This window comes from Glaciimonas sp. GNP009, from assembly GCF_054343755.1.
This window is the reverse complement of the sequence record NZ_JBTGUV010000004.1, coordinates 5087163-5113937: the sequence shown is the minus strand read 5'-3', so window position 1 is coordinate 5113937 and position 26775 is coordinate 5087163. Positions and strand designations below refer to the sequence as shown.

Genomic DNA, 26775 nt, shown 5'->3' with positions numbered 1-26775 from the left:
GCCTAAAATAGTGCTGACGAAAGATGAGGTTTGACTGATTGGGATCTTCACAAATTTTCGCTGGGTTTGTATAGATTTCAGTTGGCCTGAGCGATATTTGTGCTTACCGATTGAACCGGATTTGGTAGAGTTTTGTTTTGTTCGATACTCTGTTCAAGCATTAAAAAACGCGCCAGTCGGCGCGTTTTTTAATATATTGCTTACTCGCTCACGAGATTATTCGCAAGCCAATCAATTCTGCCTTGGCTTAGCGCTTCAACTGACTGATATCACGCACCGCACCGCGATCCGCCGATGTGGCCATTGCAGCATAAGCTTGCAATGCCTGGGAAACGTAACGCTGACGGTTAACCGGTTTCCATGCATCTTTTCCCCTAGCGTCCATGGCAATGCGGCGCTGCGCTAATAGCTCATCGCTGATAGCCAGGTGAATACGACGATTTGGAATGTCGATTTCGATGGTGTCACCATCTTCAACCAGTCCAATTGCGCCGCCTTCTGCAGCTTCTGGCGATGCATGACCGATTACCAGGCCGGATGAGCCGCCTGAAAAGCGACCATCAGTGAACAGAGCGCATGATTTGCCCAAACCTTTCGATTTGATATACGAAGTTGGATACAGCATTTCTTGCATACCAGGACCGCCTTTTGGCCCTTCGTAGCGAATAATGATGGTGTCACCTGCTTGTACTACATCGCCCAGAATAGCTTCCACCGCGGCATCCTGGCTTTCGAACACACGCGCTTTGCCCGTGAATTTGAGGATGCTTTCGTCCACACCAGCGGTTTTAACGATGCAACCGTTAACGGCCAGATTGCCGTACAACACGGCTAAGCCACCGTCTAGCGAATAAGCGTGCGCTTTATCGCGGATGCAACCGGTACTACGATCCATATCCAGGCTGTCAAAGCGTTTCTCTTGCGAGAATGCTGTTTGTGTCGCCACGCCGCCTGGCGCCGCACTGAATAGTTTGTGTACCGCAGGATCTTGCGTTTGTGTAATGTCGTTATTGGCAATCGCTTCTGCCAAATCCTTACTATGGATTGTTGGACGTGTCGTGTCCAGCAAGCCGGCGCGCGCCAGTTCGCCCAAGATGCTGATAATACCGCCAGCACGGTGGACGTCTTCGATATGGTATTTGTCGGTCGCGGGTGCCACTTTACATAAGCAAGGCACATTGCGTGAAATACGGTCTATGTCGGCCATTTTGAATTCAACTTCGGCTTCTTGCGCTGCCGCCAGTAAATGCAGTACGGTATTCGTGGAGCCGCCCATCGACACGTCTAGTGTCATTGCATTCTCAAACGCAGCCTTATTGGCAATCGTGCGCGGCAGGACCGAGTAATCATCTTGTTCGTAATGACGTTTCGCCAATTCCACGATTAGTCGTCCAGCGCGCAGGAATAATTCCTTGCGATCCGCATGCGTCGCCAGAATCGTGCCATTACCCGGCAATGCCAGGCCGAGTGCCTCGGTCAGGCAATTCATTGAATTTGCTGTGAACATCCCGGAACAAGAGCCGCACGTTGGACAAGCTGAGCGTTCGATTTCGGCGATCTCCGCATCACTGACAGACGAATCGGCAGCCTTGACCATTGCATCAACCAGATCAATTTTAATGATGCGCTGGGTTCCTGGCGCTTTACCTGGCAACACTGCCTCGACTATTTTTCCGGCTTCCATTGGACCGCCAGAAACAAAAACTACCGGAATGTTCAGGCGCATCGCTGCCATTAACATACCGGGCGTGATTTTGTCGCAGTTCGAAATACATACCATCGCATCGGCACAATGGGCGTTGACCATGTATTCGACAGAATCAGCAATCAACTCGCGGGATGGTAATGAGTACAACATACCGCCATGACCCATTGCAATGCCATCATCGACTGCAATAGTGTTGAATTCTTTCGCAACACCGCCCGCTGCTTCGATCTCCCGGGCGACCATTTGACCGAGGTCTTTCAGGTGGACGTGACCGGGAACAAACTGGGTGAATGAGTTAACCACGGCAACGATAGGTTTGTCAAAGTCCCCATCTTTCATGCCGGTTGCGCGCCAAAGAGCGCGGGCGCCGGCCATGTTGCGGCCGTGTGTGGTGGTGCGTGAGCGATATTCTGGCATGACTTCAATCTCCAATAATTCAATCGGGCGTAACTATATTGGGTTAAAAACGCCCATAATTAGCTACAAATCTGCGCCTAGAGTGCCTTGACCCTATCGTGTTGTCAAATATATGATTTATAGATCATTAAGACCTTTTGCATATTACTGAGCTTTGATCGCACCTAATCTATAAAAAATTGTCTGATACATAACTATTCCAAAGTTGATAAAAATAAATTACTCTTAATTATATTAATATTGGTTAATTATTCTAATTAGTGGTTTTTTTTAGAGTAATTTCGAAACTATTTTTCTAGTTAGCTCATTTAAACTTATGGCTGGCAATCTCGCCAGCAGGTCAATGATGGAAAATAATATGTCTTCAGCTTCCTTACCAGGCACATCTTCAAGCAACCATTCGGATACTCCCAGCGATGTGCCCGCTGATTTAGCGATTGATTCCACAACGCAGCAGGACTTGAGTCATCAGCCCGAACAAGCTCCTCAAGTGCCCCTGGACCAGCGAGTGATGCGACATGTCGATACGCAACTGATTCACGCCGGTCGTGATCCATCGCTTTATGGTGGCATGGTCAATACGCCTGTGTTTCGTGGATCGACCATCATGGCCGATAACCTTGATGATTGGGAGGCCGGCCGACAGACTGACAATCCGATGGCAAAATACGGTCGCTTTGGTACGCCAACCACACGTTCGTTTGAGCAAGCGATCACGGCATTAGAAGGTGGTGATCACGCATTAGTATTTCCGTCGGGATTATCTGCCTGCACCCATAGCATCATGGCTTTTGTTGAGGTTGGCGATCATGTATTGATTACGGATAGCGCTTATGGACCGACCCGCACATTTGCCGAGCGCGTATTGCGTCGCATGGGTGTGGAAGTGGAGTTCTTTGATCCATTGATCGGTGGCGAAATCCGACAATTGATACGGTCAAATACACGCGTCGTATTCGTTGAGTCACCTGGTTCCTGGACCTTTGAGGTGCAAGATATTCCGGCAATCGCAGAAGAAGCCCACAAGGTTGGCGCGTACGTGCTGATGGACAATACTTGGGCTACGCCATTATATTTTAAGCCGTTCGAACACGGCGTGGATGTTTCCATTCATGCTGCTACCAAATATATCGTGGGTCATTCTGACGCCTTACTTGGAGTCGCAAGCGCGAACCAGCGCGCGTGGCCAATTTTAAAGCAGGGTGCGCACGACTTCGGTCAAACTGCGGGACCTGACGATATCTATCTGGCGCTACGGGGCATGCGTAGCATGGCAGTGCGTTTGCGCCAGCATTGGGATAGCGGCATGCAGTTGGCCGAACATCTTGTGACACAATCGTTAGTGGAACGTGTTTTACATCCTGCTTTGCCATCCGATCCAGGTCATCAGCTTTGGAAGCGTGATTTTCTGGGCGCCAGCGGGCTATTTACAATAGAGTTGAAACCGGTTGGTCGTCCCGCATTTGCCAGTTTTTTTGAAAGTCTGAAGTTGTTTGGTATCGGTTTGTCGTGGGGTGGCTATGAGAGTTTGGCACTGCCTATCGACAAACCGCCAACACGGGTGGCATCACGCAAGACGTATCAAAATCCTTTGGTCCGGATTCACGTTGGACTGGAAAATATTGACGATCTCAAGCGTGATATGGACCGTGCGTTCAAATGTATGGCACTTGCACTCTAGGTGGTATTTTTTCGGGCCAACGATTAGTACGTTAGCCTTTAAACGCGCTACTTTAGTCAGGATGCAACTATTCCGGGTCTATATATCCTAACGGCAGGGCGGTAGTGTGTTTAATCTTCTCCATCGCGAAGCTGGCGTTGACGTCGAACAGCGCATTTGATTGCGTTAGTTTCTGATACACCTTGTCATATGCGGCGATATTGGGCACTACTATGCGCAGAAGATAATCGATATTTCCGCTCATGCGATAAAACTCGACTACTTCCGGAATCAGCTTGATGTTAGTACTGAACTGCGCAAACCAGGCAGCATTATGTTGATTCGTTTTGATCGACACGAATACGGTCACGCCAACATTGAGCTTGGTGGCATCTAACAGTGCAACGCGCCTAAGCAAATAACCTTCTTCCTCCAATTTCTGAATCCGACGCCAACATGGTGTTGATGACAGGCTTACTTTCTCGGCAATTTCGGCCACTGAAATCGTCGCATCCTCTTGGAGGATTGCCAAAATTTGTTTATCTATTTTGTCCATATTAACGCTTAATTTGTGCTCGAACTTGTTAGTGGAAAAGGGCTTGTCGACCACTCTCGGACGGAAATACACAGCTGACATCATGGCCGCAATCAGGTACGATTTTCATCATCTTGTGATGTGGTGAGCGCAGCTTTTGTTGATCGTAAAGCGCATAAGCCAGCCCGCGTTGCAGTCGAAAAGGTCCTTGCAAGGCGGCGCCGCATGATTTATCGAGAACCTTGTACGACGCTTTTTTACTGTTATCGCTATCGAGGGCCGCTTCCAGGTAGGTTATGTCGGCGCTTTGATAAGCGATACGTACGGCATTCGCGGTGTGTTTCTGCATCAGGACCTTAGGTAGATTCTCGATGCCGTATTTCCAATTGTTATAAGTTGGGCAGCTACTCATCATTTCTGAGGAGGAAACAATCTTAACAGTACATTTAGCAAAATCACTCTGACCGTCTGCGTCGCATTCAGGCCATGTTACTCGGCGATCGGCAATCATTGGTTGCGGGCGGTCGTTGTCAAAATATAGCCAGGTGCCGGGATCTGCTATCACGTAGCGGACTGAATACGATTGAGCATCTAGCGTGGAAAAACCGATGTAATGTTGTATTGTCTGAGCCCCAGCCGAAAATCCGGCGATCGTAACGGTACGAATGGTGGGATAGCGCTGGATTATTTTTTCGACTAACTTATCTATTGCTTTAAAGGATGTCAGGTTGGGGTCATTCTGAGACGAACCACCTTCCATCCAACTGGCACACGTCCACACAAAATCATTAGCCTGTGCAGTTTGTTGCTCTTCAGAACGGCATTTTTTTGCATTCGTATCGTTGACCTGAAACAACGGAGCAATTACTAATGTGGTGCTTAGACGTTCGGTTGTAGCCGCTGCAATGGCGGCATCGAATGTCTTGGCTGCATCATGCGAGTGACCGTGAATCACAATCAACGCGGCGTTGAAGCGCACATTGTTAGTATTGATTGGAGTTGATGCATAAAATCCGAAAGTGCCATCAGGATGCGTGGCGTCCAGGCTAACTCTAAAAAAACATTCTGCGATGGCTTGTAAAGAACAATTATGGTTTTGCTTACTTTGATGTGGATTGGATGCTGTCCGCGTCGCACCGCTGGTTTCAGATACCGCCGCGCCGATAACTGTATCCATCGCATAACTCTTTGCGCTGGCGAGAGTCAACACCAACGCTAGTAAAAGTGTCCACGACACGAACAAGGATGATGAAAACTTCACGAAGGTATATTTGCCATGCATGCGTCACGGTTTAAAAGTAAACAATGGATAAATGTGGTTTGCCGTCAATTTTACAATGAGATGGCAGCAATTTGCTATCACCAGACGCTAGATATTAAGAGATAATTTGATCAGAGACTTTATGCATGATCAGCGCATATAATAATTCATGACGTGGCATTTATAGGTTATATCGTTGTCGGAATTTCTGCAGAACAATAGTTTCAGTGGCGTAATTTAATCTTCAATTTTTGCATTCAAGCGATAAAAAGCGCATATGAAAATCACTTTAGCTTCTGCCATTCAGTTAATGCACGAAGGCGCTTGGGGAAGCTTGGCGACGCACTCAACGCAGGTGGCTGGATATCCTTTTGCGACCATCTTGCCATTCACGTTAGACGAGCAACACTGTCCGATCTTTCTGCTCAGTGACCTTGCTGAGCATACGAAGAATCTCTTCACTGACTCTCGATCTAGCCTTTTAATTCACAGTTCAATCGGGCAGAATGTCTTGACGGCCGAGCGGATTTCGATCATCGGGGACGTCATGCCGATTATTCCCTCGGGAGATCTTATTGCACGGTATCTTCGTTATCATCCGGATGCAAAGGACTATTTGGCGCTGGGAGGTTTTTCATTCCATCAATTAACACCTCAACGATCCCGTTATGTCGGTGGATTTGGACAAATGGGATGGATCGAAAACGAAGAGTGGGCAAGCCTCGAAGTATTGCCAGTGGCGGATGAAAGAATGTTGATTCACGGCATCGCTAATACCTATCCAAATCCGTTACGCATCCTGGGAATTGATTGTTACGGTTTTGATGTTGAAAAAAATGGCAAGCGCACGCGTCAGCGGTTTGCGGATGCACCTGTCGCGGTTTCACAAGTAGGCGAGGTTGTAAGACGATTCCTTGCTGCCATCGAGTAATCAATTCATTCGTCTTAGCAGATGAATTGATTGTTTTCTGAGAGGAAAGTTATAACGTCATCTATCGAAACAATGGAAATACATTGGAAAATGGCGACTACGACGTTGGTCTTGGTTGATTTGAAATAGTAGAAGCCTGAAAAATATGTAAGTCGCTTTAAGAGTAAGTGTCTAACATCCCAGGATTGTTGCTAACGCCAAAAGATTAGGAGCATGAAACGCATTTTCAGGATGGGGAGAAACGTCCTTTATCTGTGCGATACCAAACTCAAATGGTCGCTCAATATAGGCAGTTTTTAAGCCAACATTGTGCGCCGCATCCAAATCATCTTGATGCGCTGCGACCAGCATGACTTCGTCTGGTGCAACGTCAAATATTTTCGCTACGCCAAGGTAAGTTGCAGGATCAGGCTTGTATCTTTTAAATACTTCGGCAGACAGGATACAATCCCATGGCAATCCTGCGCGTTTTGCCATGTTGGTGAGTAATCCGATATTGCCATTGGATAAGGTACAAATAGTGTACTTTGATTTTAATCGCGTAAGTCCTTCGACAGAATCCGGCCATGTGTCTAAGCGATGCCAGATTTTATTGAGGTGACGTTTTTGTGATTCGCTTAATCCATTGATACCGAATCGTTCAAGGATGTCGTCTAAAATAATGCGATGTAAGTCATCAATCAGCGTCCATCCCAACTCACCGGACATCACTCTTTGCATGGCGGGCTTATAACCTTCCCGCCATGCCAGAGCAAATTCTGCACCGTCGATGCCAAGTTGCAATCCGTCAATTTCTCGTGAGATGCTGCCGTGCCAGTCAACGACTGTGCCAAATATATCGAATGCCAAGATTTTTATTTGTGTCATTTTTCACCTAATCAATAAAGATTTTTGTTGGCGCTTAGTTGTAAATCATTTACAACTTAATTGTCGTTATTGCCAATCATTTGTTAAAGACATGTCCAATATTAATTGATCGCCTCTTCCTGATAGAGTGGAGGCAAATCGCTTACATTGCATATTTACGGCAATGTTCTAAATAGCCAGCCTCGTGACTAGCGACCAGGTGCACAACACTGCTCCATAGCCACGCCGGTGTCGCCAGCGTCTTAGTCCGATTAAGTTTCAGTTCTCCAAGCCAGCTGCTGCGGGAATCATCATCCATTTGTCGGGAATGGGCGCGACCAACGGCGTATCCAAGATAACGCGCCATGTGGGTTGCCTGATCAGCTTTAAGCTCCTCGATCTCCAACTTCAGATCTTGCGGCAATAATTCGCGGATAAATACGCCGTGGTCCAAAAAACGCTGTGCGACCATCCGTTCACCTAATGCCGGCGACATGTGGCGTGCGCCCTCCAGCACACGGCGTGCGTTATCACGCGGCATACTAACGTGCGGATAACGTGGCGCGGCAGCGATAACGGCTTCTTTGATATCTATGAGGCAGAAATCATCCCCCCCGACGCATACTAGAACTGCGTAGCGCAATCGGCCTAATGAACTGCAACCTTTCACCCAATAAGCAGCGTCGATTACTTCGATTTTTGCATCCCTGTCACGCGATTTCAACGTGGTCACAAGTTTTATCATTTCTTTTGTTTTAAACATGCTCGCGATGCCTTTTTTCTCCGATTTTGACAGCGGCCAAAAATTTTTCCCCAGTGGAATATTGGGGCGGGTGTCGTCGATCCGTTCGCGTGCGAGTTCTTTCCATGAGCGCTTGACTGCGCTACGCAACACCACCTTTACGACTTCCGGTTTTTGTATGGAGACGCGTTCATCGCCAGCTTCAAGGGCTTGTTCATAACCCAGCACCAAATGTTCAAGCATCTGTGCGGTCACCATTCCTGGCAAGCGCGAACCCCGTGCGACGGCGGCGAGTGAAAGGCCAAGCCGGATAAGATCGTGCGCAGGATTGCCGATAATCGTCTGATCAAAATCGCGTATCTGTACATCGACATGGCCATCGGCCGCAGCTAGAGGACCGAGATTGCCGAGGTGGCAATCTCCACAAATCCAGATCGGAGGGCCATGCGGCAGCGTATGACCATGTAAGTGATGCAACCACTCATAATACTGCGCGGTATTTCCGCGTACATAGGCGTGCGGGGAACGTGCCATTTTTTGATTGCGGCGAGCGATTAATAGCGGTTGTCGTCCATGTGGGGCTGGAATTTTCATCAATCGCACTCCAATCTAAAATTAAGGTTGATATTATTTTTACCGGTATCGCACAGCGCTTGCATGCACTATGGCGAAAAAAAGAACATTAATAATCGCTCAAGCACCCAATAACAACATGTAGATTATCTGCGTGCGATTGCCTTATCGTCCATCACTTCCGTCAGGCTTTTTTTTATACCGCATAATGCACTCTAATTTGGCATGCAAAGACGTAAAGTGGCGTAGAGCAATCCATCACCCAACCGAAAGGTAACGCCAACGATGTGCCTGCTCTTGTAAAATCGCTGGTATTGATTCATACAAAGGCAGAAAAAATGACGACTCCAGCACCAATGCCCTTATTGTCTTCCGAGAATCCATTGACTGACATACGTAGTTTGGTGCGTGCTTTCGTTTCAGCGCGCGATTGGGACCAGTTTCATACACCGAAGAATCTGGCCACCGCTTTGTGTGTCGAGACGGCAGAATTGCTGGAACCGTTTCAATGGCTCAAAACCGGCACTATGGATGAGCTTAGCACTAAAAAGCGCGTCGAAATTCGTCATGAGATTGCAGATGTATTTTTGTATCTGGTAATGCTTGCGGATAAAATGGAAGTCGATTTGATCGAAGCTGCAAAAGAAAAAATTACGCTTAACGAGATCAAGTATCCTGCCGAACGTGTACGAGGCGACGCGAGGAAATATAACGAATATAAGTAAAAAACCATTCGCACTGCATCCAAACCGCATTTGAGAACGTAGTTAACTGAGCTAAATGGTGAGCATGGCGCTGATATGAGTTACTGATCGCGCGCTTTAAAGTTAAAAACGGGTAAATATGTTATTCAAAAAAGTTGGTTTAGCCATCGTGTTCACATGGTTTCTGGTGGGTGGTGTGGCGCATTTTATTGCTCCTGATTTTTTCTTGCAGATTATCCCACCGACCTTGCCGTTTAAGATGCAGGCCGTCTACATCAGTGGATTTTTCGAATTGGCCGGTGCGATAGGGCTTCTATTTTTGGGATGTAGGAGGGCGGCTGGGATTGGGCTATTCATCCTCACTATTGTGGTGACGCCCGCTAATGTTTATATGTGGTGCAATGCTAAGCTGTTTCCCAGCGTTCCAGAAAGTTTACTAGCATTTAGACTGGTTTTGCAGTTAGGTCTTTTGGCGTGTATCTGGTGGTCGACGCTAACGGCCTCTTTTACGCAGTCAAGAAATTAATCCTATTTTTGTTTCTCGGGAGATACAATCGGGGCGCTAGAAACAATCGTGTCATATGAAAACCGACATAAAAAATGGGAGCCAAGAATGACGAAAATTGCCGCCACATTATTATTTCTATTTTTCTGTACCAATGTCCTCGCAGATGAAACTATTGTTTTCATCCGACACGGTGAAAAGCCAGAAAGTGAATTCGGCCAATTAAACTGCCAGGGATTGAATCGCTCACTTGCGTTGCCAGCGAATTTGATTAATAAATTTGGCAAGCCTGACGCAATTTTTGCCCCTAATCCTAATCCTACTGCGCTTCAAAAGGAAAGTGGCAAAATTTTCTTTTATGTTCGACCATTAGCAACGATTGAGCCAACAGCTGTTCGCCTTGGTTTGCCAATCAATTTACAATTTGGAATTAAAGATAGTGCCGACCTTCAAGCGGCGCTGTTGTCGCCGAATTATAAAAATGCGGTGATATTCGTGGCTTGGGAGCACACTTGGGCACAGAAAATTGTTCAAAGTCTGGTAGAAAGCATGGATAAAAATGAAGCCGCAAAAGTTCCGCTATGGGATCGGGGAGATTTTGATAGTATCTATGTGGTGCGTATTACAGGTGAAGCGGCCGATAGACGAGTGACTTTTAGTCTGGATAAGCAAGGGTTGAACGGATTGCCTAATAGTTGCCCGGTCAACTAGCTGATTGTCGGTGTGAGTTTATGGAGTATTGGTAAGTTACAGCGTTGATGTAGGCGTATGTCACGTCTCAAAAAATACGTTCGTTAGGTATCGCTTACCGCTCGCCTGATTTTGCTCACGTTCCCATTTCGTCGATTTAAAGGAAAACACCATGCAACAGTCTAGCGTTTATCAAGATTCCCGCCACGCGCTCACGTCGCGCGTTATTGTGGCTAAGGCGTTGAAGGATCTCTCGTGGGAGCAAATAGCCGCCGACACCGGACTGAGTATCGTCTATATCACGGCAGCGTTATTAGGCCAACATGCATTGCCAAAAAACGTCGCCGAAATCGTTTGCCAACGCTTAGGTCTTGATGCGCAGGACGCAGCTGAATTACAGTCCATCCCGTTGCGAGGCAGTATTGCCGGTGGTATCCCAACCGATCCGACCATTTATCGTTTTTACGAAATGGTCCAGATTTACGGCACGACATTGAAAGCGTTGGTGCATGAGCAGTTTGGTGATGGGATTATTAGCGCTATTAATTTTAAACTGAATATTAAAAAAGTCGACGATCCGGATGGTGGCTCACGTGCGCTGATTACGCTGGATGGAAAATTCTTGCCGAATAAACCGTTTTAATTGCGTATTTCTAGTTCTCGACAGTGGTCTTTGCCTGATATAACCAAGAACATTGATTGGGTTTGATATTGAGAGTGGCGCTATTCGTATGGTAGCCACCGCCGCCTTATACGGCGCTGGTGGTTGATGCAAAATGCGTCGACACAGTCGCGTTGGGCGCTGGCGCTGCGGCGAGCATTTAATCAGAATGTTCGTTCTTCAAACACAATGAATCCTTCGTCATCGACTTTTGCTATGATCGTGTCGTAATTGCCAATCGATGCATGCGGCGTGTCCATGGGATGAACATGGGTTGATGTAACAACTATCACCCGCGCGCCAGAGGCCTCGCCCGCGAGAATGCCGACATCGGCGTCTTCGAATATAAGACAATCCGCAACATCCACACCCAGTTTGGCGGCGGCAAGAAGATAGCAAGCAGGGTTTGGCTTGCCGTTAGCAACATCATCAGCCGTCACCATCACAGCGGGAACAGGAACGCCCGCGGCCTTCAGGCGTTGTATTGCCAGCGCGAGTGGAGCCGAAGTGACGATTGCCCATTTCTCGGATGGTAAGGACCGTAAAAATTTTACCGCACCGGAAATTTCGATAATGCCTTCTACGTCGGCGATTTCCGCTTGGGTAATGCCGAAGGCTTCGCGTTCCGAATTCATGCCCGGTATCGACAGCCGCGTAATGGTGTCAATGGCGCGCGCACCGTGAATGGTCGGCAGAAAGGCATCAACATCGAGACCGTGACGGATCGCCCAGGCGCGCCAAATGCGCTCTGCCGCAGCGATAGAGTTAAGGAGCGTTCCATCCATATCGAAAAGGAACGCGCTGTAGCGACCGGTGAGCGCCGATGAGTATTGATCAGTCAATGTGAGTTTTCCTTATAAGTTGGTCAGCCCGTTGTTGGCCCGATTTCGGCCAAAATAAATCACATTAATTTTTTAAGTAAGGTCATCCTGTCGACTATTGTAGTTGCTCCATCGCCGCAGTTTCGAATCGCTCTTGCAAAAATTCCAAAAATAGTCGGACGCGCCCTGGCATATTTCTTCGACTAGGATACACGGCGTAAATGTCAAGCCCGGTCGGTGTGTATTCCGGCAGCACGAGGCTTAGTCTTTGTGCCTGGATATCCTGCGCCACCATGTATGTCGGATGCATTGCAATGCCATGCCCTAGAATTGCAGCGTGGCGTAAGGCATCCCCAAAGTCCGACCGCATGCTGCCGGAAACCCTTATAGAAGCTTTGCCTTGCGGTCCCGTAAGTATCCAAAAATTTGTTGGTGATTTCAATGCATTCACCAGACAATCATGGGATAGCAAATCCTGCGGTTTCTGGGGCTGTCCTTTGGTAGCCAGATAGGAGGGCGAGGCCACCAGCACTTGCGGCGCGTTGCCAAGCTTCTTTGCCACCAGACTAGTATCTTTTAGCCACGGGGCGATACGCACTGAAAGATCGAGGCCCTCGCTGACGAGATCCAGTTTGCCATCGTCCAAATGTATCGCAAACTGGATATTTCGATGCAGCGTCGAGAATTCCGTGATCAGCGGCACCAGTTGAACTGCCCCAAACGACGGTGGTGTGCCTATCCGAATCGTACCTCGGGCTGACATAGCTGCACCACGAACGACCTCCTGCACCAAGTCGAAGCGGTCAATCAGGTCTTGGCCGTGCTCCAGCAGGGAAATGCCTGCATCGGTAAGATTGACACTTTTGGTAGTCCGAGTGAGTAGTTGCGCACCTAACAACTCTTCCAGCCACGCCACGTGCTTGCTGACGTTACCTTTGGCCATGCCCAGCCTCAGCGCTGCTGCCGAGAAACTGCGGCTACGCGCTACTTCATTAAATACTTCAACACATCGCAGTCGATCCATGAGTGTTTCTCTGTTTCCAAAATGAGAACAATATATTTACTATTGGATTCTATCTGGATCAAATAGGAGAAGGTAGAATAATCTGAGATAAAAAATAAAAAGTAGCTCAACCGGGATAAATGCATGACGACGGATTCGCTTAACGATTTGCCCGGATGTACGCAGCTGATTCATCAGCTATTTTATTTCCTGGATGAATCTAAAAACGACGAACTCATTGCCCTTTTTGAACCCGATGGAAAGTGGCATCGGCAGGGAAAAATCCTCGAAGGTCGCACCCAAATGATGCAAGCAATGCTGCAACGATCACTCACGCAGAGAATTCGCCATGTCATCACGAACAGTTTTATCGCATCAGCTTCGCAAACAGCGGTGCAACTGGTCGCGTATATGACCGCCTATCGGTTTGATGACGGCGCATACCATACCGGTGCGGTAGAAATAAGCCAGCCGTTGCGACTGTCCATCATGAACGCCACGCTGCGACCGACTGACGGCGTCTGGAAAATAGCTGAACTGACACTGACGCCTGAATTTGAATTCGTCCTTCCCGAGACGCCCAACCAGCCTAAAAAAATGGAGAAACAACTATGAATTTCGTGGAAAGTGGAAAAACGCTTGGTGCGCGGGTCGAAGGTATCGATCTGTCTCAACCATTGTCGGATGAACAGTTTACTGCGCTGGAGCAAGGGCTAGGCAAATATGGCGTTCTCAGCTATCCAAAGCAGGAATTGACCTCGGCACAACTGTGTGAGTTCGCCGCGCGCTTTGGTCGGCTTGAAGTCAACGTCGCCAACGCGTATCAAGAGCCTGGCTTGCCGCAGTTGATGATTCTTTCCAATAAAGTTGATCAAGATGGCAAACCGCTTGGCCTAAGTGATGCTGGTCAGGACTGGCATACCGACATGTCTTATAGCAATATGATCGCATTTACTAATGTTTTATACGCCCTTGAGGTTCCGCATCGCGACGGTGAACCACTGGGCAATACCGAATTTTGCAATATGCATGCCGCCTATGAAGACCTGCCTGAAGAATTGAAAGTCAAACTTGATGGCATGACCGTCACGCACGATTTTGCCAAATTTTGGGATAAGATGCGCTTGGAAAAAGGCAGTTCCCGGCCAGCGCTCACCGCTGCGCAGCGGCAAGCCAAGCCGCCAGTTTCGCATCCGGTGTTTTTACAACACCCGATTACCGGCAAAAAGGTACTGTATGCAAATCCGGGCTATTCCATGCGTATCAACGAACTACCGGAAGATGAAAGCGATCGTATTTTGGCATTTTTGTTTGAGCACCAATTACAACCAAAATATCAATATCGGCATCGTTGGAGTGTGGGCGACGTTCTCATGTGGGACAACATGGGAACATTACACAACGCTGTGGCCGATTACGGCCGTGATGAACACCGTTACATTAAGCGCTGCCAGGTGGCAGCGACGCGTTACTTTGGGAATGTCCAGGCATGAAACTGATTACCTATCGCAAGCCCAATAGCGCCATTCTTACCGGCGTGGTAGTTCAGGAACGGATACTAGACATCAGCGCTTGGATAGCTGCTTTGCCAGTGTCGGTGGATACGCATCGTCATACTGCGGCGGCCGGTATCAGGCCAGCAGCATGCGGCATACTGCGTTGGTTACAGTCTGGCTCGGAAGCGATTGCCGCTTTACAGCGCCATGTTCAGTCTGCGCTTGAAAATCCAGCGGTGCAATGGGATTTGCTCAAAGATGTCCAGCTATACGCTCCGGTCCCACGCCCGGGAAAAATTATTGGGGTAGGACGCAACTACGCCGACCATGCAAAAGAAACAGGCGTGGCCCCATTTGAGCATCCGCGTATTATTTTTAAAGCAGCGTCGTCGGTGACAGCGCCGGGTGCGCCAGTTCCCCGACCGACTCTTGTGACTAAGCTGGATTTCGAGGTCGAGTTGGCTGTTGTGATTGGTGGCTATGGAAAAAATGTGTTGGAAGAGGATGCGCTTTCGTTGGTCGCTGGCTACACCATTCTGAACGACTTGAGTGCGCGGGAATTTCAGCTCGATACTACGCCACCTCAGACGACGTTTGCCAAAAGTATGGACGGCTTTGCTCCAATGGGGCCTTGGATTGTTACTCGCGATGAAATTCCCGATCCGCAGACACTGGAAGTATCGACCTGGTTAAATGATCATCGCATGCAGCACGGTCATACCGCAGATATGCTGTTTCCGGTGGCAACGCTCATTGCCTATATTTCTCAATATATGACGTTAGAGCCGGGCGACATTATCAGTACCGGCACACCCGCCGGAATTGGCGCTTTCCGTCAACCGCCGCAGTATCTGCAGCCGGGCGATCAGCTGCGCTTTGAGGTGACTAGCGTGGGCACGATGGCGCACCGGATCGTTTGACGACCAGCAGTTACTGCAACAAAAAAATAGAAAAATTAGGGGACTTTTGATGAAAAATACGTTGGTTGGTTTGATTGCCGGTGGGCTCTTATTGTGTAGCGCAGTGTCGCCAGCATTTGCGGCTTCTGATTATCCAAACAGACCTATCCATTTGCTGGTCGGGTTTGCTGCTGGCGGACCAACCGATATCATTGCGCGTGTCTTGGCCAAGGATATGTCAGCTGTGCTGGGGCAATCAATTATTGTTGAAAACAAGCCCGGCGCGAGTTCGATGATTGCCACGCGAGAAATCAAAGCCGCTGCACCGGATGGCTATAGTATTTTGTTCACTTCACTGGGACTGAATGTTAATCCCATTCTGCTGGGTGAACAGGCTGGCTATAATCCCAAGACTGACTTCGTGCCAATTTCGAATGCAGCAACGCTGCCTTTGGTGGCGGTAACCGCTTACGATTCGCCACTCAAGTCGATGCAGGATCTGATTAAAAAAGCGCAATCGCATCCTGATGCAGTAACGTTCGCATCCTCCGGAAACGGTGGTTCTGGCCATCTTGCTGGTGAACTACTGGCCGCTCAAGCCAAAACTAAAATGGTCCACGTGCCGTTCAGAGGCAATGCACCAGCGCTGATGGAAGTCATGGCGGGTCGAGTTGATTTTATGTTTTACCCGATCATCGGACTGGCAGAAAATGTCGCAGCCAAGCGCGTGAAAATTTTGGCAGTTGGCACGGCAAAAAGAATGCCGCGATTTTCTGATTCGCCGACTATGTCGGAAGTTGGCTTTCCTCGATTTGAAGAGACAGCACCTTGGGTAGGCATGTTGGCACCGGCCAAAACACCTCCCGCAGTGATCAAGCGGCTCAATGACGCCATGGTCAAGGCGCTTGCCAAACCGGAAGTCAAAGCGCAACTGGAAAAACTCGGCGCGGTGATTGTCGGCGATTCTCCTACGGAATTTAGTATCTACCTAAAGCGTGACTACACGCGCTGGGCTGATCTGATTAAAGCGGCGCAGATTAAGGCGGAATAAAGTCTGGTCGATTGACCGAGTCGTTGCACTCCTTCATTCAGCTATTCTTTCTTTGGTGCTTGCGTTGCCGGGGCATGAAGCTAGCATGTCATCACCGCTCATTTTGCCACTTATTAACCAGGTTCAGGTATGTCTTATAACGTAGCCAAAGCGTATTCAATAGAAGATCTGCGAGCCGCGGCGCAGCGACGGTTGCCCCGTGCAGTCTTTGATTTCTTTGACGGTGGGGCCGAAGATGAGGTCACGCTGCGTGATAACACAGCAGCATTCAGACGCACACGGTTAATGCCTGAAATATTACATGATGTATCGCGTATCGATACCAATACTCTCATTTTGGGTGCGCCGGCAGCATTGCCAATGGCGATAGCGCCGACCGGTGCGGTCGGTTTTGGTTGGCGTGGTGGTGATATTGCCATCGCCCGTGCGGCCATTGCCGCCGGTATTCCGTACACATTATCCAGTACGGCGACTGCCTCGATTGAGCAGATTGCCAAAGCAGCGCCAGGCCGACTATGGTTTCAAGCCTACATATTACGTAATAAACCATTTTTGGAGAAGTTGATCGCGCGGGCCTTGGCAGCAGATTACGAGGCATTGGTGATCACCGTTGACTTGCCGGTTGGCGGTAAACGCGAGCGCGATTACCGTAATGATTTTTCGATCCCATTCGGTTTTACGATCAAGAATATGCTGGATTTTGGACTACACCCGGCGTGGCTTTCGGGCATCATCAGATATGGTATGCCCGTCATGGAGAACTTGATCGGGCTTGATGCGAAGGCGACCAATTCGACCGCGATTGCTTCGTCGGTGGGTCGTAATTATGACCCATCCTTCAATTGGGACAGCCTTAAAAAAATTCGCGATACCTGGCCGCGTAAGTTGATTGTCAAAGGCATTCTTAATCCTCAGGATGCTAACCGTATTGCGTTGATGGGATGTGACGCGATGGTCGTTTCCAATCATGGTGGGCGGCAGTTAGATGGCGCAGTCGCTACCTTTGATGCGCTGCCGGCGGTGGTCAAGGCAGTCAATGGGCGAATCCCTGTTTTACTCGATGGCGGTGTGCGGCGCGGCAGTGATATCGTCAAAGCGCTGGCAATGGGCGCTCAAGGCGTTATGCTTGGCCGCGCCACCTTATTTGGTGCAGCGTGTGCGGGGGAGCCGGGTGCCAGCCGTGCTTTGTCGATCTTGAAAGACGAATTGGTCAGGACGATGCAGCTATGTGGAGCCCGCTCTATGGACCAGATCACGGGACGAATGCTGTTTAAGGATATGCTGATCTAAAGGACCAGATGACTTCGCGCAGTCGAATTGATCGATATAAAATAGATGATTTACTGTGTGCCGCTATGGGCCGCATAGCGTGATCAGGGTTGGAGGGTATTTTACGGCTTCGCCTTGTTGGTGTATCTTGTCGACAGGAAGATGTTCATGGTTCGAAATTTTATTGGTCGTCTTCTGCGGATTTATAAAGTCTTTCCAATGTCCTGACTTGCATCGTTACTGACTCGCATCGTCACTGATCTGCTGCAATCCGGACGAATTGGCTACTTTGCCTGAAAATTGCCTGAAAACGATCATGATAGAAACTACCGAACAAAAAATTGTCGACGCGGCGATCACTTCCCGCCGTTCGATCCGCGCCTTTCTACCGACGCCAGTTGCGCGCGAGGATATCGAGAAAATCCTTGAAGTGGCAGCACGTGCACCGTCCGGTACCAATATTCAACCATGGAAAGTCTATGTATTGACCGACGCGCCGAAGGAGCGACTGTGTGCCGAAATACTAAAAATCCATGATAACCCTGAGGAAGCGAGTCAGCATAAACAGGCATATCGTTACTATCCACTTGAATGGGTGTCGCCTTACATTGAGCGACGACGTAAAGTCGGTTGGGACTTGTATGCATTATTAGGCCTGACACGTGAGAACAAGTCAGGAATGCATACGCAACACGGTCGTAACTATACGTTCTTCGACGCACCGGTCGGGCTTATTTTTACAATAGACCGATCAATGGAGCAAGGTTCATGGCTGGATTATGGAATGTTTCTGCAAAACATTATGATCGCGGCCCGCGGACGCGGGCTTGATACCTGTCCTCAAGCAGCCTTCACGCAATTCCATCGCGTCATCAGTGACGTCTTGAAATTGCCTGAGAGCGAAACCTTTGTGTGCGGCATGTCCCTGGGATTCGCCGATATGAGTAAGATCGAAAATACGCTGGTGACTGAACGCGTGCCGGTCACAGAATTCGTAACATTTATCGAGTGACAGCAGTTACCAGCCACCTTGTAGGCTGGTCTGAGTATCTGCCAAACCAAGAAAAAATGGTGTTAAGTCGGTTTTTGTGATGCCTATTTCCAAAAGCCCTCGTGCGGTTTCGCGGCCTCGTCCTCCAGCAGCGGCCCAACCACCGTGACTTTGCGTTGACCGCGCGCAAATACTTCCCGACAAGGTAATGAAAAGGTAGGGTTTTCTGGATGATCTCCCGTCAGTCCTAACAAAGTATGCTCGGACAAGGCATACACTACGCGGCCAATACCAGTCCAGTAGATGGCGCCAGCGCACATGCAACAGGGTTCAGCGCTGGTATAAAGCGTACTCTTCGCAAGTTGTTCCGGGCTTAGTTTCTGCGCCGCTTGGGCCGCGGCGATCAGTTCCGCATGCTGGGTTGGATCACCTTCTGGTGGCATTGAATTGTTACCCGCTGTGACAACCACGTTGCCGTCCTCATCGGCCACCAATGCTGCAAATGGATGACGCCCACGTTGCTTCGACTCGTCGGACAAGGTGATTGACTGGCGCAATAGCGCCAGATCGCGGCTGGACAGTGTTTGAGTAGAGATTGTGGTGGAGTGATTCATGCCATTTTTTTATTAAAGGTGATTGTCAATAGATTCTGGCTGAACGCAGCGGGCTTCCATTACTGGGTTGGTCTCAGGTCAGTGGTAACAATAGCACTCACAAAAAAATGCCGCTCAGTTTTTAGCTGAACGGCATTTCCGCAATAGCCGGACTTTCATATAACCTTAAGCACTTCCTCATAATTTATGTTGCAGGAGGTATTTCGCTTATCCCTTTTTTTGATTGTGAACAGCATGGGCGGTCAAGGAGCGCTCAACCGCTTCACAGTTCAATTTTAAGAACTGATAACACCGATCTGGCATTTTTTCCTATCGGTATGCGAACTTATCACCACGGGGCATGGTGAACTTCGTTTAGATTGAGAGGCTACTTATTTCTTAGCGTCAACTGTCGACTTTAGTTGCGTTGCCATTTGCAGATGCTCTTGCAGGGCGGGCAAATTGTTTGCAGCAAATTGTTTGATGTCTGCATCTTTGGCGCTGGCAGCGGTTTTTTTAAATAAACTGACTGCATCTTTATGCGCCGAGACGCCAATCATTCCAGCATATTGCTTGTCAAACGTGTGCCCATCCAGTTTGCTTAGAACCAGAATTTTGGCCTTTTGCGCTATGCTGGGATCATCCGGTACGGTCACGCTTTTCGATGCTGCGAGCGTTTTCAGATCGTCGCCAACTTTCGTATGGTCATCAATCATTTTTTGGGCGAAGGATTTAACATCAGGATCGCTGCTTTTTTGCAGCGCCAATTGACTAGCCTTAACTTCAGCATTCCCGGATTCAGCGGCATTGGTCAGAAAGCTTTTATCCTGCCGCGCCAAACTATCAGCGGCGTGTGCGTGATGTGCGGTCACCGCCATTGCAGCGACTCCCAGCACAGTTATGCCCAGCAACTGCAACATTTTATGAGATGCTTTTGCGGTAAAGACGGGTGCCTGTAAGCGGGATATCGTAGTCATGATTTCTCCTGAATTCGTTTGATTAAGCGACACCTTATCTTCCAAATACCGCCATTAACATCAGACAAAGCCTCTCTCCGTTGTAAGACTTGTTGAGGTAGCAATAAATAGCGGGAGTCTCGTGCAGCGCCATGTAGATGCGATCCCCATGGTTTATCAGAAGTAAATCGTGCGATTTTTGATTGGAGTGGCGGGAAATACTGAATTGAAATGATGGTCGTGCATCAGGCTTAACCGATATGCACGGTTAACGCGGGGTCGAAGAAATGGTCAAGAATAGGTGAACCAAGAGTAAATAATGAGAATAATGGGCAAATTTTGCCTGCCCTCTATTGAGATTGCCGCCCTGATTTTAGCGCCTTGCCACAACCAAGGCCGCGCTTTAGGTTACTCAGAATTGGCTACAAATCCGCTATAAATTGCAGAGCTGCTTTTGCAAACGCCTCCGGTTGTTCGATTGCACTCAGATGCGAGGCATCCTCCAGCACAATCAGTTGTGCGTTGGAGATTTTTTCACATAGCGTTTGCGACATGGCTAATGGCGTTCCTTGATCTTGTGCACCGGCAATCACCAAAGTCTGTACCGCAATCTGCGCTAGTTGTGCAGTGGTATCCACGTTTCCAACCGCATGACAGCAAGCTATATAGCCGTCAACATCAGTGCTGATCAGACGCTGGCGAAAGCGTGTTACGGTGGCGCTGTGCTCAGTACGGAACCGGTCGTTAAAATACCGTCCCATGACGGCTTCAGCAATGGCTTCCAGACCTTTGCTGCGAACGGTCTCTATCCGTTGCTGCCACATTTCTCGCGCTGCATCAGGATAGCAAGAAGTTGAATTGGCGATGACCAACGCTGCAATGAGCGATGGATGATTGATTGCCAGCTCCTGACCGACCATGCCCCCCATCGACAGACCGATCCACACGACCGGGCCAGAATCGAGCTCGCGCAATAGCCGTGCCGCATCGTCGGCAAGTTCGGTGATTGTCGTTAAACCGGTCGGTGCATCGGAACTGCCATGCCCGCGCTGGTCATAAGTGATGACTCGGCAATCGGCTGCCAGCAAGTTTGCCAAACCGTCCCACATGGTCAGGTCGCAGCCCAGCGCATGACTGAGCATGACGGTATGGCGTGGTGCTTTACCGCTACGCGGTGCGCGCACGCTGTAATGCAATGCAGGTTTGCTAGTTGTGAGACCCTCCTGACCAATTCCTGGATGACAAGTATTTGCTGGTAGCAACGGTAATAGAGGATAACCAATTTGTGCGCCGATCTCACGCAAGATGTGTTGCGCATGCGTGAAAGCCGTGTTGGCCGCTGGTACGCCTGCATAAATCGCAGCCTGCATCAACACTTCTTTCATTTCATCCGGCGTCAGGCGCGTTTCTGGATCACCCAACAGGGCTGCGCGCGCATGCAGTTCGAATTCTTCCCAACGGCTGAGTGCCATGGTGATAGCCAGAACAATCACGCGGCGGGTTTTTTTCTCTAATCCGGGGCGTCCCCAAATATCATTCCAGGCAAATCGCGTGATCAAATGTTGAAATTCGGCATTGAATTCGGTCGCGTTGGCAACGGAACGGTTGACCCATTCATCACCGAGGATGCGCCGACGGTTTTCCATACCACGTTCAAAATCATGGTCGATCGGGTCGTAGCTCATGGTTTATTCACTTTTAGAAAAGGTTGATGAGGGAAGGGCAGTCAAGGCCGCTACCGCAGTTCTTAACGTTTTTAACTGACCGCGAGCCAACACTTCGGCTGGGGCCGTTGCAGAGACTGGATCAAACAAATTTTGAAGACTATCGAGGTCAATGAAATCGCGTAACCGGACATCTTTTTTTACCGCATCGATCACCACAATATTCAAACTGGTGCTACTGCTAGCAGCTAACTGCGTCAATTGTTCCATCAGGCTATGTGCCTGTGGCCGACCAATTGCACCCGCCAGATAAATCGACACGGCTTCTGCAAACACCAATCCTTGCAGACCGTCAATGTTCTGGCGCATGCGCGCGGTGTCGACGTTCAATCCTGCCATTGCTTCAGTTAATGCATTCAACGCACCGTGGGCGCTGAGAAACAGGCCGGGCCATTCCGCCAATTCGGCTTGCCAGTTACCTAGCCCACGCTCGTGTTGCTGGCCCATACTTGCCAGCAGCGCTGCAGCGTGTTGTGGTGTCCGTGTTGCCGCTGCCAGGGCGATCATCGAGGACACAGGATTACGTTTGTGCGGCATCGCCGATGAACCGCCCCGGCCATTACCAGATGGTTCTGCCAACTCCGCAATTTCGCCCTGCGTCATCAGGCTCAGATCAGTAGCAATTTTGCCGAGACTGCCCACCAGCACGGCGACTTCTAATCCTAGCCGCACCCACTCATCGCGTTGCGTATGCCAAGCTGCATCGGCGGCGACCAATCCCAGATCGTCTGCGACCCTTTGCACTACTGCCGGACCTTTTGCGCCCATGACGGCGAGCGTCCCCACTGCACCGCCGAGTTGTAATTGCAGCGCGCGCTGTGCGGTTGAGCGCAGTTGTACACGGGCGCGTACAAGTGGCGCAGCCCAACCTGCCAATTTGAAACCGAAGCTAGTGACTTGTGCAGGTTGCATCAATGTGCGCGCCAGTATTGGCGTGGACAGATGACGTTCCGCCAACGTCAATAAACTCTCTGTGAGAGTTTGCAACCTATCATCAAGTAACGATAACGCCTCGCGGGTGACTAACACCATCGCGGTATCGATCACATCCTGACTAGTACTGCCCCAATGCACAAATGTGGCGGACTCCTGATTAAAAAGTGCGACCGTTTTGGTTAATTCTTTGACCAATGGAATCGCCAGACTGCCGGCGCGCCGACTGGCATGCACTATCGCCGGAATATCATATAACTGCGCCTTGCAGACACTGGCGATAGCCCGCGCAGCCGTGTCCGGGATAATCCCTTCGGCTGCTTGCGCGCCTGCCAGAGCGGCCTCGAAACTAAACATGGCCTGCACCACAGCGGCATCGTCAAATACCGCGATCATGTCCGGAGTGGTGAGAAAACTATCAAATATTGAAACGCTCACATGAGCTCCGTTCGTCTGTTGGCAATAATCATTGCGGCTATTAACACGATTAACGTCATTAACAGTAATCGAAAAATACCGTTTCCTTGTCGGTCTGCATCCAGATATCCCACTGATATTCGGTCTCGGATTGCTTGCGTGCAATCAGTGTATTACGTCGATTGAGAGGAACCTGATTGAGAATATCGGATTGCGCCAGACCCGTATCATCTTCCAGAAAAACGGCAGTAAACTGATGCTTGACCAGACCGCGTGCAAAGATCGTTGCATACAGGACGGGCTTGCCTTTGGTCGCTGCTGTCGGCAGCGATACTTCAATGCGAAATCCACCTTGATCATCGCTAGGAATGCGGCGAAAACCCGGTATTGCTTGCTCGGATTCGGCGGTCACTGCATCCGGTAACCAAACTTCAATCCATCCATCATTAATCGGATTGCCGTCTCCGTCACGGAGCGTGCCGCTGATGGTAATTGTTGGGACGTTACTGAGCAGTGTGCTGGTCGCATCGACGCCCCAACGCCAGGCCTCATGCGGAAAAGGACCGATGGTTTGTGAGGTGGTAATTTTGAAATCCATATTATTTTTTCCTTTTTAAAGATCCATTGGCGTAGCATCACGGCCGCGCAACACAATATCGAATTCATAGCCAAGCATTTTGTCATCGACCGTTTCGTCCATACTGAAGCGAGCAATTAATCGCTGGCGGGCGGCAACATCCGAGATACTTTGAAAGATCGGGTCAAAGTCGAACAATGGATCGCTGGGAAAATACATCTGTGTCACAAGGCGTTGCGCGTACACGCTGCCAAATAAGGAGAAGTGAATGTGGGCAGGACGCCATGCTTTATGGTGGTTACCCCAGGGATAAGGACCGGGCTTAATCGTGACAAAACGATAGCCGCCTTCGTCATCTGTCAGCATCTTGCCAAAGCCGAAAAAATTGGGATCGAGTGGCGCGTCGTGTTGATCGCGTTTGTGCCAATAGCGACCAGCCGAGTTACATTGCCACACTTCCAGCAGCGAGTTGCGGATGGGTTTGCCATCCTCATCCAGTACGCGTCCGGTGACCACGATTTTTTCGCCCAATGGCGCAGCTTGACCTTGCGCGGTGAGATCAGTGTCGTGTGGAAGGATCAAGCTGCGGGACGCTGCAATATTGGTGTTGACTGGATCTGCGGCGCGAATCCGCAAAGGTTCTTGGGTCGGGCCACGTTTTAGCGTTGAAGCGTAAGGTAAATAGACGAGGGTTGGATAGACCCCGGTTTCTGTGGGTTGAAATTTCACTCAGTTCTCCTTTATATTTTTGGGGTTTAACGCAATTCAGGTCGCTTAAGCTGGTCAGTTTGCCTAAATGACTTGCGCGGCGTAACGAGCGCATTAGATGAATCTTGTCATGAATGAATTGGATCATAGGTGATCAATAGCCGGTCAACAAGGTCCGGATGTGACGTGACGACCGGCTATCGCCCGTTTCGTGCGATAATCGCACAAATAGGAGGATTTATGATTGAAGGGGAAAGCGTCAAGATACGACCGTCTTTGGCAATAATAGATGCGCCAAATGGAGAACTAGAAGAAGGACCGCTAAAACGCGACTTGATTGCGGGACTTGAAAAAGGTCTACAGGTGATTGAAGCATTCGATCAGGAGCGATCCCGGCTAACGATCAGCGAAGTCGCGCAACGTGTCGGGCTGACACGCGCCGCGGCGCGACGTTATTTGATTACGTTGACGCATCTGGGATATGTCAGACATGAGCAAAAAGTATTTTCATTGACGCCCAAGGTGTTGCGGCTGGGCCAATCGTATTTGCATTCCGCCAGACTGCCGCGGATTGTCCAGCCGTTACTTTATCGCTTGGCTTATTCGCTGCAAGAGGCAGCTTCGGCTGGCGTTTTGGACCATGATGAATTGGTTTGTGTAGCTGCGGTCAGCGCAGGTCAATTGGTGTCTGCCACACTACAACCGGGTACGCGGGTTCCCGCATTTTGCACCGCGAACGGTCGCGTTTTGTTAGCAAGTTTGTCGCAACCGCAGATTGAGGCGCTATTGGCACGCGTGCAGCTTGAGCCAATTACCGCACACACGATCATCAACAAAGAGCGGCTCTTGCTGGAAATCACACGTACCCGTGCACAAGGTTATGCAGTGGTGGACCAGGAACTTGAATTGGGACTGCGGACGATTGCGGTTCCGCTGAAGAATTTTCGCGGAGAAACGGTCGCCGCGGTGAATGTCAGCGTGCACGCGGCGCGTATTCCAATTGAGGATATCGTCGAACGTTGCTTGCCTGCATTGTTAAAGGTGCAGGTGGAACTGGCGGCATTGTTGTGAAACTTGAGCGACGTAATTTCGGTGAGAAGTTTGTGCTTTGAATTGTCTAAATTCATTCACCTTCAAAAACATTGCCGCAAAAAAGCAATCAATAATAATTAGACCCACCATTAAGCAACCACACCATCACACCCATAACATCAAGGTATTTGCGGTCGCTTGCAATGCTGGCACGCAGCGTGCGACGGCCTCGGCTTTTGAGCAACTCGAAATCATCATCGATACGCTTAACGCACCAATCAGTGCACCACGGCGGCTTTTGATTGGCACGGAAATGCCACGAAAACCTATCTCATATTGATTTTCAGTTAATCCGAAACCGTCCTCACGGATCGCGATCAGCTCTTTGAATAACTGCTCTTTGTCGAGCGTAGTTAGATGGGTAAAAGCGATCAGTTCGACCCGTTCAAGATAGGCGCGTAACTCGGTGTCCGGCAGCGCTGAAAGGAGTACTCTGCCAGCGGTGGCAGTGTAGGCAGGCAAGCGCGTGCCGGGTTCGAAGCCAGTAGTGAGCAGTTTTGGCGCATTTACCCGACTGACATACACCACGTCGTCGCCCTCCAGCACGGAATAGTTAGTTGATTCTTGTAGCTGTAGCGTCAAGCGCTGAAGAAACGGCACGATGGCGCGCGGCAGCCGTGCAGAATCAAGGTAGGAACGCCCCAAGTTCAGTACTTTAGGTGTCAGCCAAAAGCTACGCCCATCCGTCGAAGCCAATCCAATATGCACTAGCGTTAACAAGTAACGGCGCGCAGCACTGCGACTAATTGCCACTTTTTCTGCCAGATCGGTCGCGGTCAGACGCGCCGAATCATCGTTGAAAGCGGTGATGACATCAATGCCTTTGATCAAGCCATCAATCAGGTCACGTTTGGCGACTGCGACATTTTGTAGCTCTGGTTTTTCATTTGAAAATAATCCTGATCTTGTGCGCTAATCGCGCCGGTTGAGCGATAAGCGCAGTATAGCCGTTTTTTGCCACTGTTTTTTTTGTCAACCCGTTCCTATACTTCGCACATCAATTTAGCGAAAG

27 protein-coding genes are annotated in these 26775 nt (G+C 49.5%); 13 read left to right on the top strand and 14 right to left on the bottom strand.

Features of this window, described 5'->3' with window-relative positions:
• Positions 1-247 precede the first annotated feature (247 nt).
• Positions 248-2125: a dihydroxy-acid dehydratase gene (ilvD, locus tag ACXX82_RS23520; protein WP_322238921.1), complete on the bottom strand. Its 1878-nt coding sequence runs from the start codon at positions 2123-2125 to the stop codon at positions 248-250.
• A gap of 511 nt (positions 2126-2636) precedes the next feature.
• On the opposite strand from ilvD, the gene metC reads away from it, so the two are divergent.
• Positions 2637-3806 carry a cystathionine beta-lyase gene (metC, locus tag ACXX82_RS23515; protein WP_458564049.1) on the top strand — a complete coding sequence of 390 codons (1170 nt, stop codon included), beginning with the start codon at positions 2637-2639 and terminating at the stop codon, positions 3804-3806.
• A 67-nt stretch (positions 3807-3873) separates the two neighbouring features.
• On the opposite strand, the gene ACXX82_RS23510 is transcribed toward metC, so the two are convergent.
• Together ACXX82_RS23510 and ACXX82_RS23505 are read right to left on the bottom strand one after the other, a co-directional pair.
• Positions 3874-4341, bottom strand: a complete 468-nt coding sequence (locus tag ACXX82_RS23510; RefSeq protein ID WP_322238917.1) for an Lrp/AsnC family transcriptional regulator — start codon at positions 4339-4341, stop codon at positions 3874-3876.
• A gap of 28 nt (positions 4342-4369) precedes the next feature.
• Positions 4370-5497, bottom strand: a complete 1128-nt coding sequence (locus tag ACXX82_RS23505) for a hypothetical protein (RefSeq protein WP_458563822.1) — start codon at positions 5495-5497, stop codon at positions 4370-4372.
• Between the two features lie 361 nt (positions 5498-5858).
• On the opposite strand from ACXX82_RS23505, the gene ACXX82_RS23500 reads away from it, so the two are divergent.
• Positions 5859-6512, top strand: coding sequence for a HugZ family pyridoxamine 5'-phosphate oxidase (locus ACXX82_RS23500; protein ID WP_322238912.1), 654 nt, complete (start codon positions 5859-5861; stop codon positions 6510-6512).
• Positions 6513-6683: 171 nt separating this feature from the next.
• Here the strand turns inward: ACXX82_RS23500 and ACXX82_RS23495 are convergent, their stop codons facing one another.
• Positions 6684-7379 carry a haloacid dehalogenase type II gene (locus ACXX82_RS23495; protein ID WP_322238910.1) on the bottom strand — a complete coding sequence of 232 codons (696 nt, stop codon included), beginning with the start codon at positions 7377-7379 and terminating at the stop codon, positions 6684-6686.
• 142 nt (positions 7380-7521) lie between these two features.
• Positions 7522-8694 (bottom strand): DUF2252 domain-containing protein, encoded by a 1173-nt coding sequence (locus tag ACXX82_RS23490; RefSeq protein WP_322238908.1) that lies wholly within the window; start codon positions 8692-8694, stop codon positions 7522-7524.
• A gap of 317 nt (positions 8695-9011) precedes the next feature.
• Between ACXX82_RS23490 and ACXX82_RS23485 the strand changes: the two genes are divergently transcribed.
• From ACXX82_RS23485 to cynS, 4 genes are all read left to right on the top strand, one after another.
• Complete coding sequence (locus ACXX82_RS23485; protein WP_322238905.1) at positions 9012-9398, top strand: nucleotide pyrophosphohydrolase; 387 nt, start codon at positions 9012-9014, stop codon at positions 9396-9398.
• Between the two features lie 118 nt (positions 9399-9516).
• Positions 9517-9903 carry a DoxX family protein gene (locus tag ACXX82_RS23480; protein WP_322238902.1) on the top strand — a complete coding sequence of 129 codons (387 nt, stop codon included), beginning with the start codon at positions 9517-9519 and terminating at the stop codon, positions 9901-9903.
• A gap of 87 nt (positions 9904-9990) precedes the next feature.
• A complete protein-coding gene (locus ACXX82_RS23475) occupies positions 9991-10593 on the top strand; it encodes a histidine phosphatase family protein (RefSeq protein WP_458563821.1) in 603 nt (200 codons plus the stop codon).
• 151 nt (positions 10594-10744) lie between these two features.
• On the top strand, positions 10745-11215 hold the full coding sequence (gene cynS / locus ACXX82_RS23470) for a cyanase (RefSeq protein ID WP_322238897.1): 471 nt from the start codon (positions 10745-10747) through the stop codon (positions 11213-11215).
• 182 nt (positions 11216-11397) lie between these two features.
• Here cynS and ACXX82_RS23465 read toward each other — a convergent pair whose 3' ends face one another.
• Complete coding sequence (locus ACXX82_RS23465; protein WP_322238894.1) at positions 11398-12075, bottom strand: HAD family hydrolase; 678 nt, start codon at positions 12073-12075, stop codon at positions 11398-11400.
• A gap of 94 nt (positions 12076-12169) precedes the next feature.
• Complete coding sequence (locus tag ACXX82_RS23460) at positions 12170-13078, bottom strand: LysR family transcriptional regulator (protein WP_458563820.1); 909 nt, start codon at positions 13076-13078, stop codon at positions 12170-12172.
• A gap of 123 nt (positions 13079-13201) precedes the next feature.
• Here ACXX82_RS23460 and ACXX82_RS23455 point away from each other — a divergent pair, with 123 nt between their 5' ends.
• The 6 genes from ACXX82_RS23455 (at position 13202) to ACXX82_RS23430 (ending at position 18784) form a co-directional block, all read left to right on the top strand.
• Positions 13202-13672 (top strand): nuclear transport factor 2 family protein, encoded by a 471-nt coding sequence (locus ACXX82_RS23455; RefSeq protein ID WP_458563819.1) that lies wholly within the window; start codon positions 13202-13204, stop codon positions 13670-13672.
• Positions 13669-14550 (top strand): TauD/TfdA dioxygenase family protein, encoded by an 882-nt coding sequence (locus ACXX82_RS23450; protein ID WP_458563818.1) that lies wholly within the window; start codon positions 13669-13671, stop codon positions 14548-14550. The genes ACXX82_RS23455 and ACXX82_RS23450 overlap by 4 nt, the downstream gene beginning before the upstream one ends.
• Positions 14547-15473 (top strand): fumarylacetoacetate hydrolase family protein, encoded by a 927-nt coding sequence (locus ACXX82_RS23445; protein ID WP_458563817.1) that lies wholly within the window; start codon positions 14547-14549, stop codon positions 15471-15473. The genes ACXX82_RS23450 and ACXX82_RS23445 overlap by 4 nt, the downstream gene beginning before the upstream one ends.
• Positions 15474-15522: 49 nt before the next feature.
• A complete protein-coding gene (locus ACXX82_RS23440) occupies positions 15523-16503 on the top strand; it encodes a Bug family tripartite tricarboxylate transporter substrate binding protein (RefSeq protein ID WP_458563816.1) in 981 nt (326 codons plus the stop codon).
• Positions 16504-16632: 129 nt separating this feature from the next.
• A complete protein-coding gene (locus ACXX82_RS23435) occupies positions 16633-17793 on the top strand; it encodes an alpha-hydroxy acid oxidase (protein WP_458563815.1) in 1161 nt (386 codons plus the stop codon).
• Positions 17794-18088: 295 nt separating this feature from the next.
• Positions 18089-18784 carry a nitroreductase gene (locus tag ACXX82_RS23430; protein ID WP_322238874.1) on the top strand — a complete coding sequence of 232 codons (696 nt, stop codon included), beginning with the start codon at positions 18089-18091 and terminating at the stop codon, positions 18782-18784.
• Positions 18785-18867: 83 nt separating this feature from the next.
• Here the strand turns inward: ACXX82_RS23430 and ACXX82_RS23425 are convergent, their stop codons facing one another.
• The 6 genes from ACXX82_RS23425 to pcaH form a co-directional block, all read right to left on the bottom strand.
• Entirely contained in the window at positions 18868-19377 is a 510-nt protein-coding gene (locus tag ACXX82_RS23425; protein WP_322238871.1) for a nucleoside deaminase, read from the bottom strand.
• 371 nt (positions 19378-19748) lie between these two features.
• The gene (locus ACXX82_RS23420) at positions 19749-20333 is read right to left on the bottom strand and encodes a DUF4142 domain-containing protein (RefSeq protein WP_322238868.1); all 585 of its coding nucleotides are present in this window, start codon (positions 20331-20333) and stop codon (positions 19749-19751) included.
• Between the two features lie 401 nt (positions 20334-20734).
• Complete coding sequence (gene pcaCD / locus ACXX82_RS23415; RefSeq protein ID WP_458563814.1) at positions 20735-21997, bottom strand: bifunctional 4-carboxymuconolactone decarboxylase/3-oxoadipate enol-lactonase PcaCD; 1263 nt, start codon at positions 21995-21997, stop codon at positions 20735-20737.
• Positions 21998-22000: 3 nt separating this feature from the next.
• Entirely contained in the window at positions 22001-23407 is a 1407-nt protein-coding gene (gene pcaB, locus ACXX82_RS23410; protein WP_322238864.1) for a 3-carboxy-cis,cis-muconate cycloisomerase, read from the bottom strand.
• A 58-nt stretch (positions 23408-23465) separates the two neighbouring features.
• Positions 23466-23984, bottom strand: a complete 519-nt coding sequence (locus ACXX82_RS23405) for a peptidase associated/transthyretin-like domain-containing protein (RefSeq protein WP_458563813.1) — start codon at positions 23982-23984, stop codon at positions 23466-23468.
• A 15-nt stretch (positions 23985-23999) separates the two neighbouring features.
• Entirely contained in the window at positions 24000-24692 is a 693-nt protein-coding gene (gene pcaH, locus ACXX82_RS23400) for a protocatechuate 3,4-dioxygenase subunit beta (RefSeq protein WP_458563812.1), read from the bottom strand.
• A 219-nt stretch (positions 24693-24911) separates the two neighbouring features.
• Between pcaH and ACXX82_RS23395 the strand changes: the two genes are divergently transcribed.
• Positions 24912-25742, top strand: coding sequence for an IclR family transcriptional regulator domain-containing protein (locus ACXX82_RS23395; RefSeq protein ID WP_458563811.1), 831 nt, complete (start codon positions 24912-24914; stop codon positions 25740-25742).
• A gap of 126 nt (positions 25743-25868) precedes the next feature.
• On the opposite strand, the gene ACXX82_RS23390 is transcribed toward ACXX82_RS23395, so the two are convergent.
• Positions 25869-26594, bottom strand: a complete 726-nt coding sequence (locus ACXX82_RS23390; protein ID WP_458563810.1) for an IclR family transcriptional regulator domain-containing protein — start codon at positions 26592-26594, stop codon at positions 25869-25871.
• Positions 26595-26775: the final 181 nt, after the last annotated feature.

What these genes read in the sequence shown, in the direction of transcription:
- ACXX82_RS23430 (WP_322238874.1), top strand. Translation starts at nt 18,089, where the DNA reads ATGATAGAAACTACCGAACAAAAAATTGTCGACGCGGCGATCACTTCC.
- ACXX82_RS23475 (WP_458563821.1), top strand. Translation starts at nt 9,991, where the DNA reads ATGACGAAAATTGCCGCCACATTATTATTTCTATTTTTCTGTACCAAT.
- ACXX82_RS23425 (WP_322238871.1), bottom strand. Translation starts at nt 19,377, where the DNA reads ATGAATCACTCCACCACAATCTCTACTCAAACACTGTCCAGCCGCGAT.
- pcaCD (WP_458563814.1), bottom strand. Translation starts at nt 21,997, where the DNA reads ATGAGCTACGACCCGATCGACCATGATTTTGAACGTGGTATGGAAAAC.
- ACXX82_RS23495 (WP_322238910.1), bottom strand. Translation starts at nt 7,379, where the DNA reads ATGACACAAATAAAAATCTTGGCATTCGATATATTTGGCACAGTCGTT.
- ACXX82_RS23455 (WP_458563819.1), top strand. Translation starts at nt 13,202, where the DNA reads ATGACGACGGATTCGCTTAACGATTTGCCCGGATGTACGCAGCTGATT.
- ACXX82_RS23485 (WP_322238905.1), top strand. Translation starts at nt 9,012, where the DNA reads ATGACGACTCCAGCACCAATGCCCTTATTGTCTTCCGAGAATCCATTG.
- ACXX82_RS23500 (WP_322238912.1), top strand. Translation starts at nt 5,859, where the DNA reads ATGAAAATCACTTTAGCTTCTGCCATTCAGTTAATGCACGAAGGCGCT.
- ilvD (WP_322238921.1), bottom strand. Translation starts at nt 2,125, where the DNA reads ATGCCAGAATATCGCTCACGCACCACCACACACGGCCGCAACATGGCC.
- ACXX82_RS23490 (WP_322238908.1), bottom strand. Translation starts at nt 8,694, where the DNA reads ATGAAAATTCCAGCCCCACATGGACGACAACCGCTATTAATCGCTCGC.
- ACXX82_RS23480 (WP_322238902.1), top strand. Translation starts at nt 9,517, where the DNA reads ATGTTATTCAAAAAAGTTGGTTTAGCCATCGTGTTCACATGGTTTCTG.
- ACXX82_RS23435 (WP_458563815.1), top strand. Translation starts at nt 16,633, where the DNA reads ATGTCTTATAACGTAGCCAAAGCGTATTCAATAGAAGATCTGCGAGCC.
- metC (WP_458564049.1), top strand. Translation starts at nt 2,637, where the DNA reads ATGCGACATGTCGATACGCAACTGATTCACGCCGGTCGTGATCCATCG.
- ACXX82_RS23405 (WP_458563813.1), bottom strand. Translation starts at nt 23,984, where the DNA reads ATGGATTTCAAAATTACCACCTCACAAACCATCGGTCCTTTTCCGCAT.
- ACXX82_RS23510 (WP_322238917.1), bottom strand. Translation starts at nt 4,341, where the DNA reads ATGGACAAAATAGATAAACAAATTTTGGCAATCCTCCAAGAGGATGCG.
- ACXX82_RS23450 (WP_458563818.1), top strand. Translation starts at nt 13,669, where the DNA reads ATGAATTTCGTGGAAAGTGGAAAAACGCTTGGTGCGCGGGTCGAAGGT.
- ACXX82_RS23395 (WP_458563811.1), top strand. Translation starts at nt 24,912, where the DNA reads ATGATTGAAGGGGAAAGCGTCAAGATACGACCGTCTTTGGCAATAATA.
- ACXX82_RS23420 (WP_322238868.1), bottom strand. Translation starts at nt 20,333, where the DNA reads ATGACTACGATATCCCGCTTACAGGCACCCGTCTTTACCGCAAAAGCA.
- cynS (WP_322238897.1), top strand. Translation starts at nt 10,745, where the DNA reads ATGCAACAGTCTAGCGTTTATCAAGATTCCCGCCACGCGCTCACGTCG.
- ACXX82_RS23440 (WP_458563816.1), top strand. Translation starts at nt 15,523, where the DNA reads ATGAAAAATACGTTGGTTGGTTTGATTGCCGGTGGGCTCTTATTGTGT.
- ACXX82_RS23505 (WP_458563822.1), bottom strand. Translation starts at nt 5,497, where the DNA reads ATGGATACAGTTATCGGCGCGGCGGTATCTGAAACCAGCGGTGCGACG.
- ACXX82_RS23460 (WP_458563820.1), bottom strand. Translation starts at nt 13,078, where the DNA reads ATGGATCGACTGCGATGTGTTGAAGTATTTAATGAAGTAGCGCGTAGC.
- ACXX82_RS23445 (WP_458563817.1), top strand. Translation starts at nt 14,547, where the DNA reads ATGAAACTGATTACCTATCGCAAGCCCAATAGCGCCATTCTTACCGGC.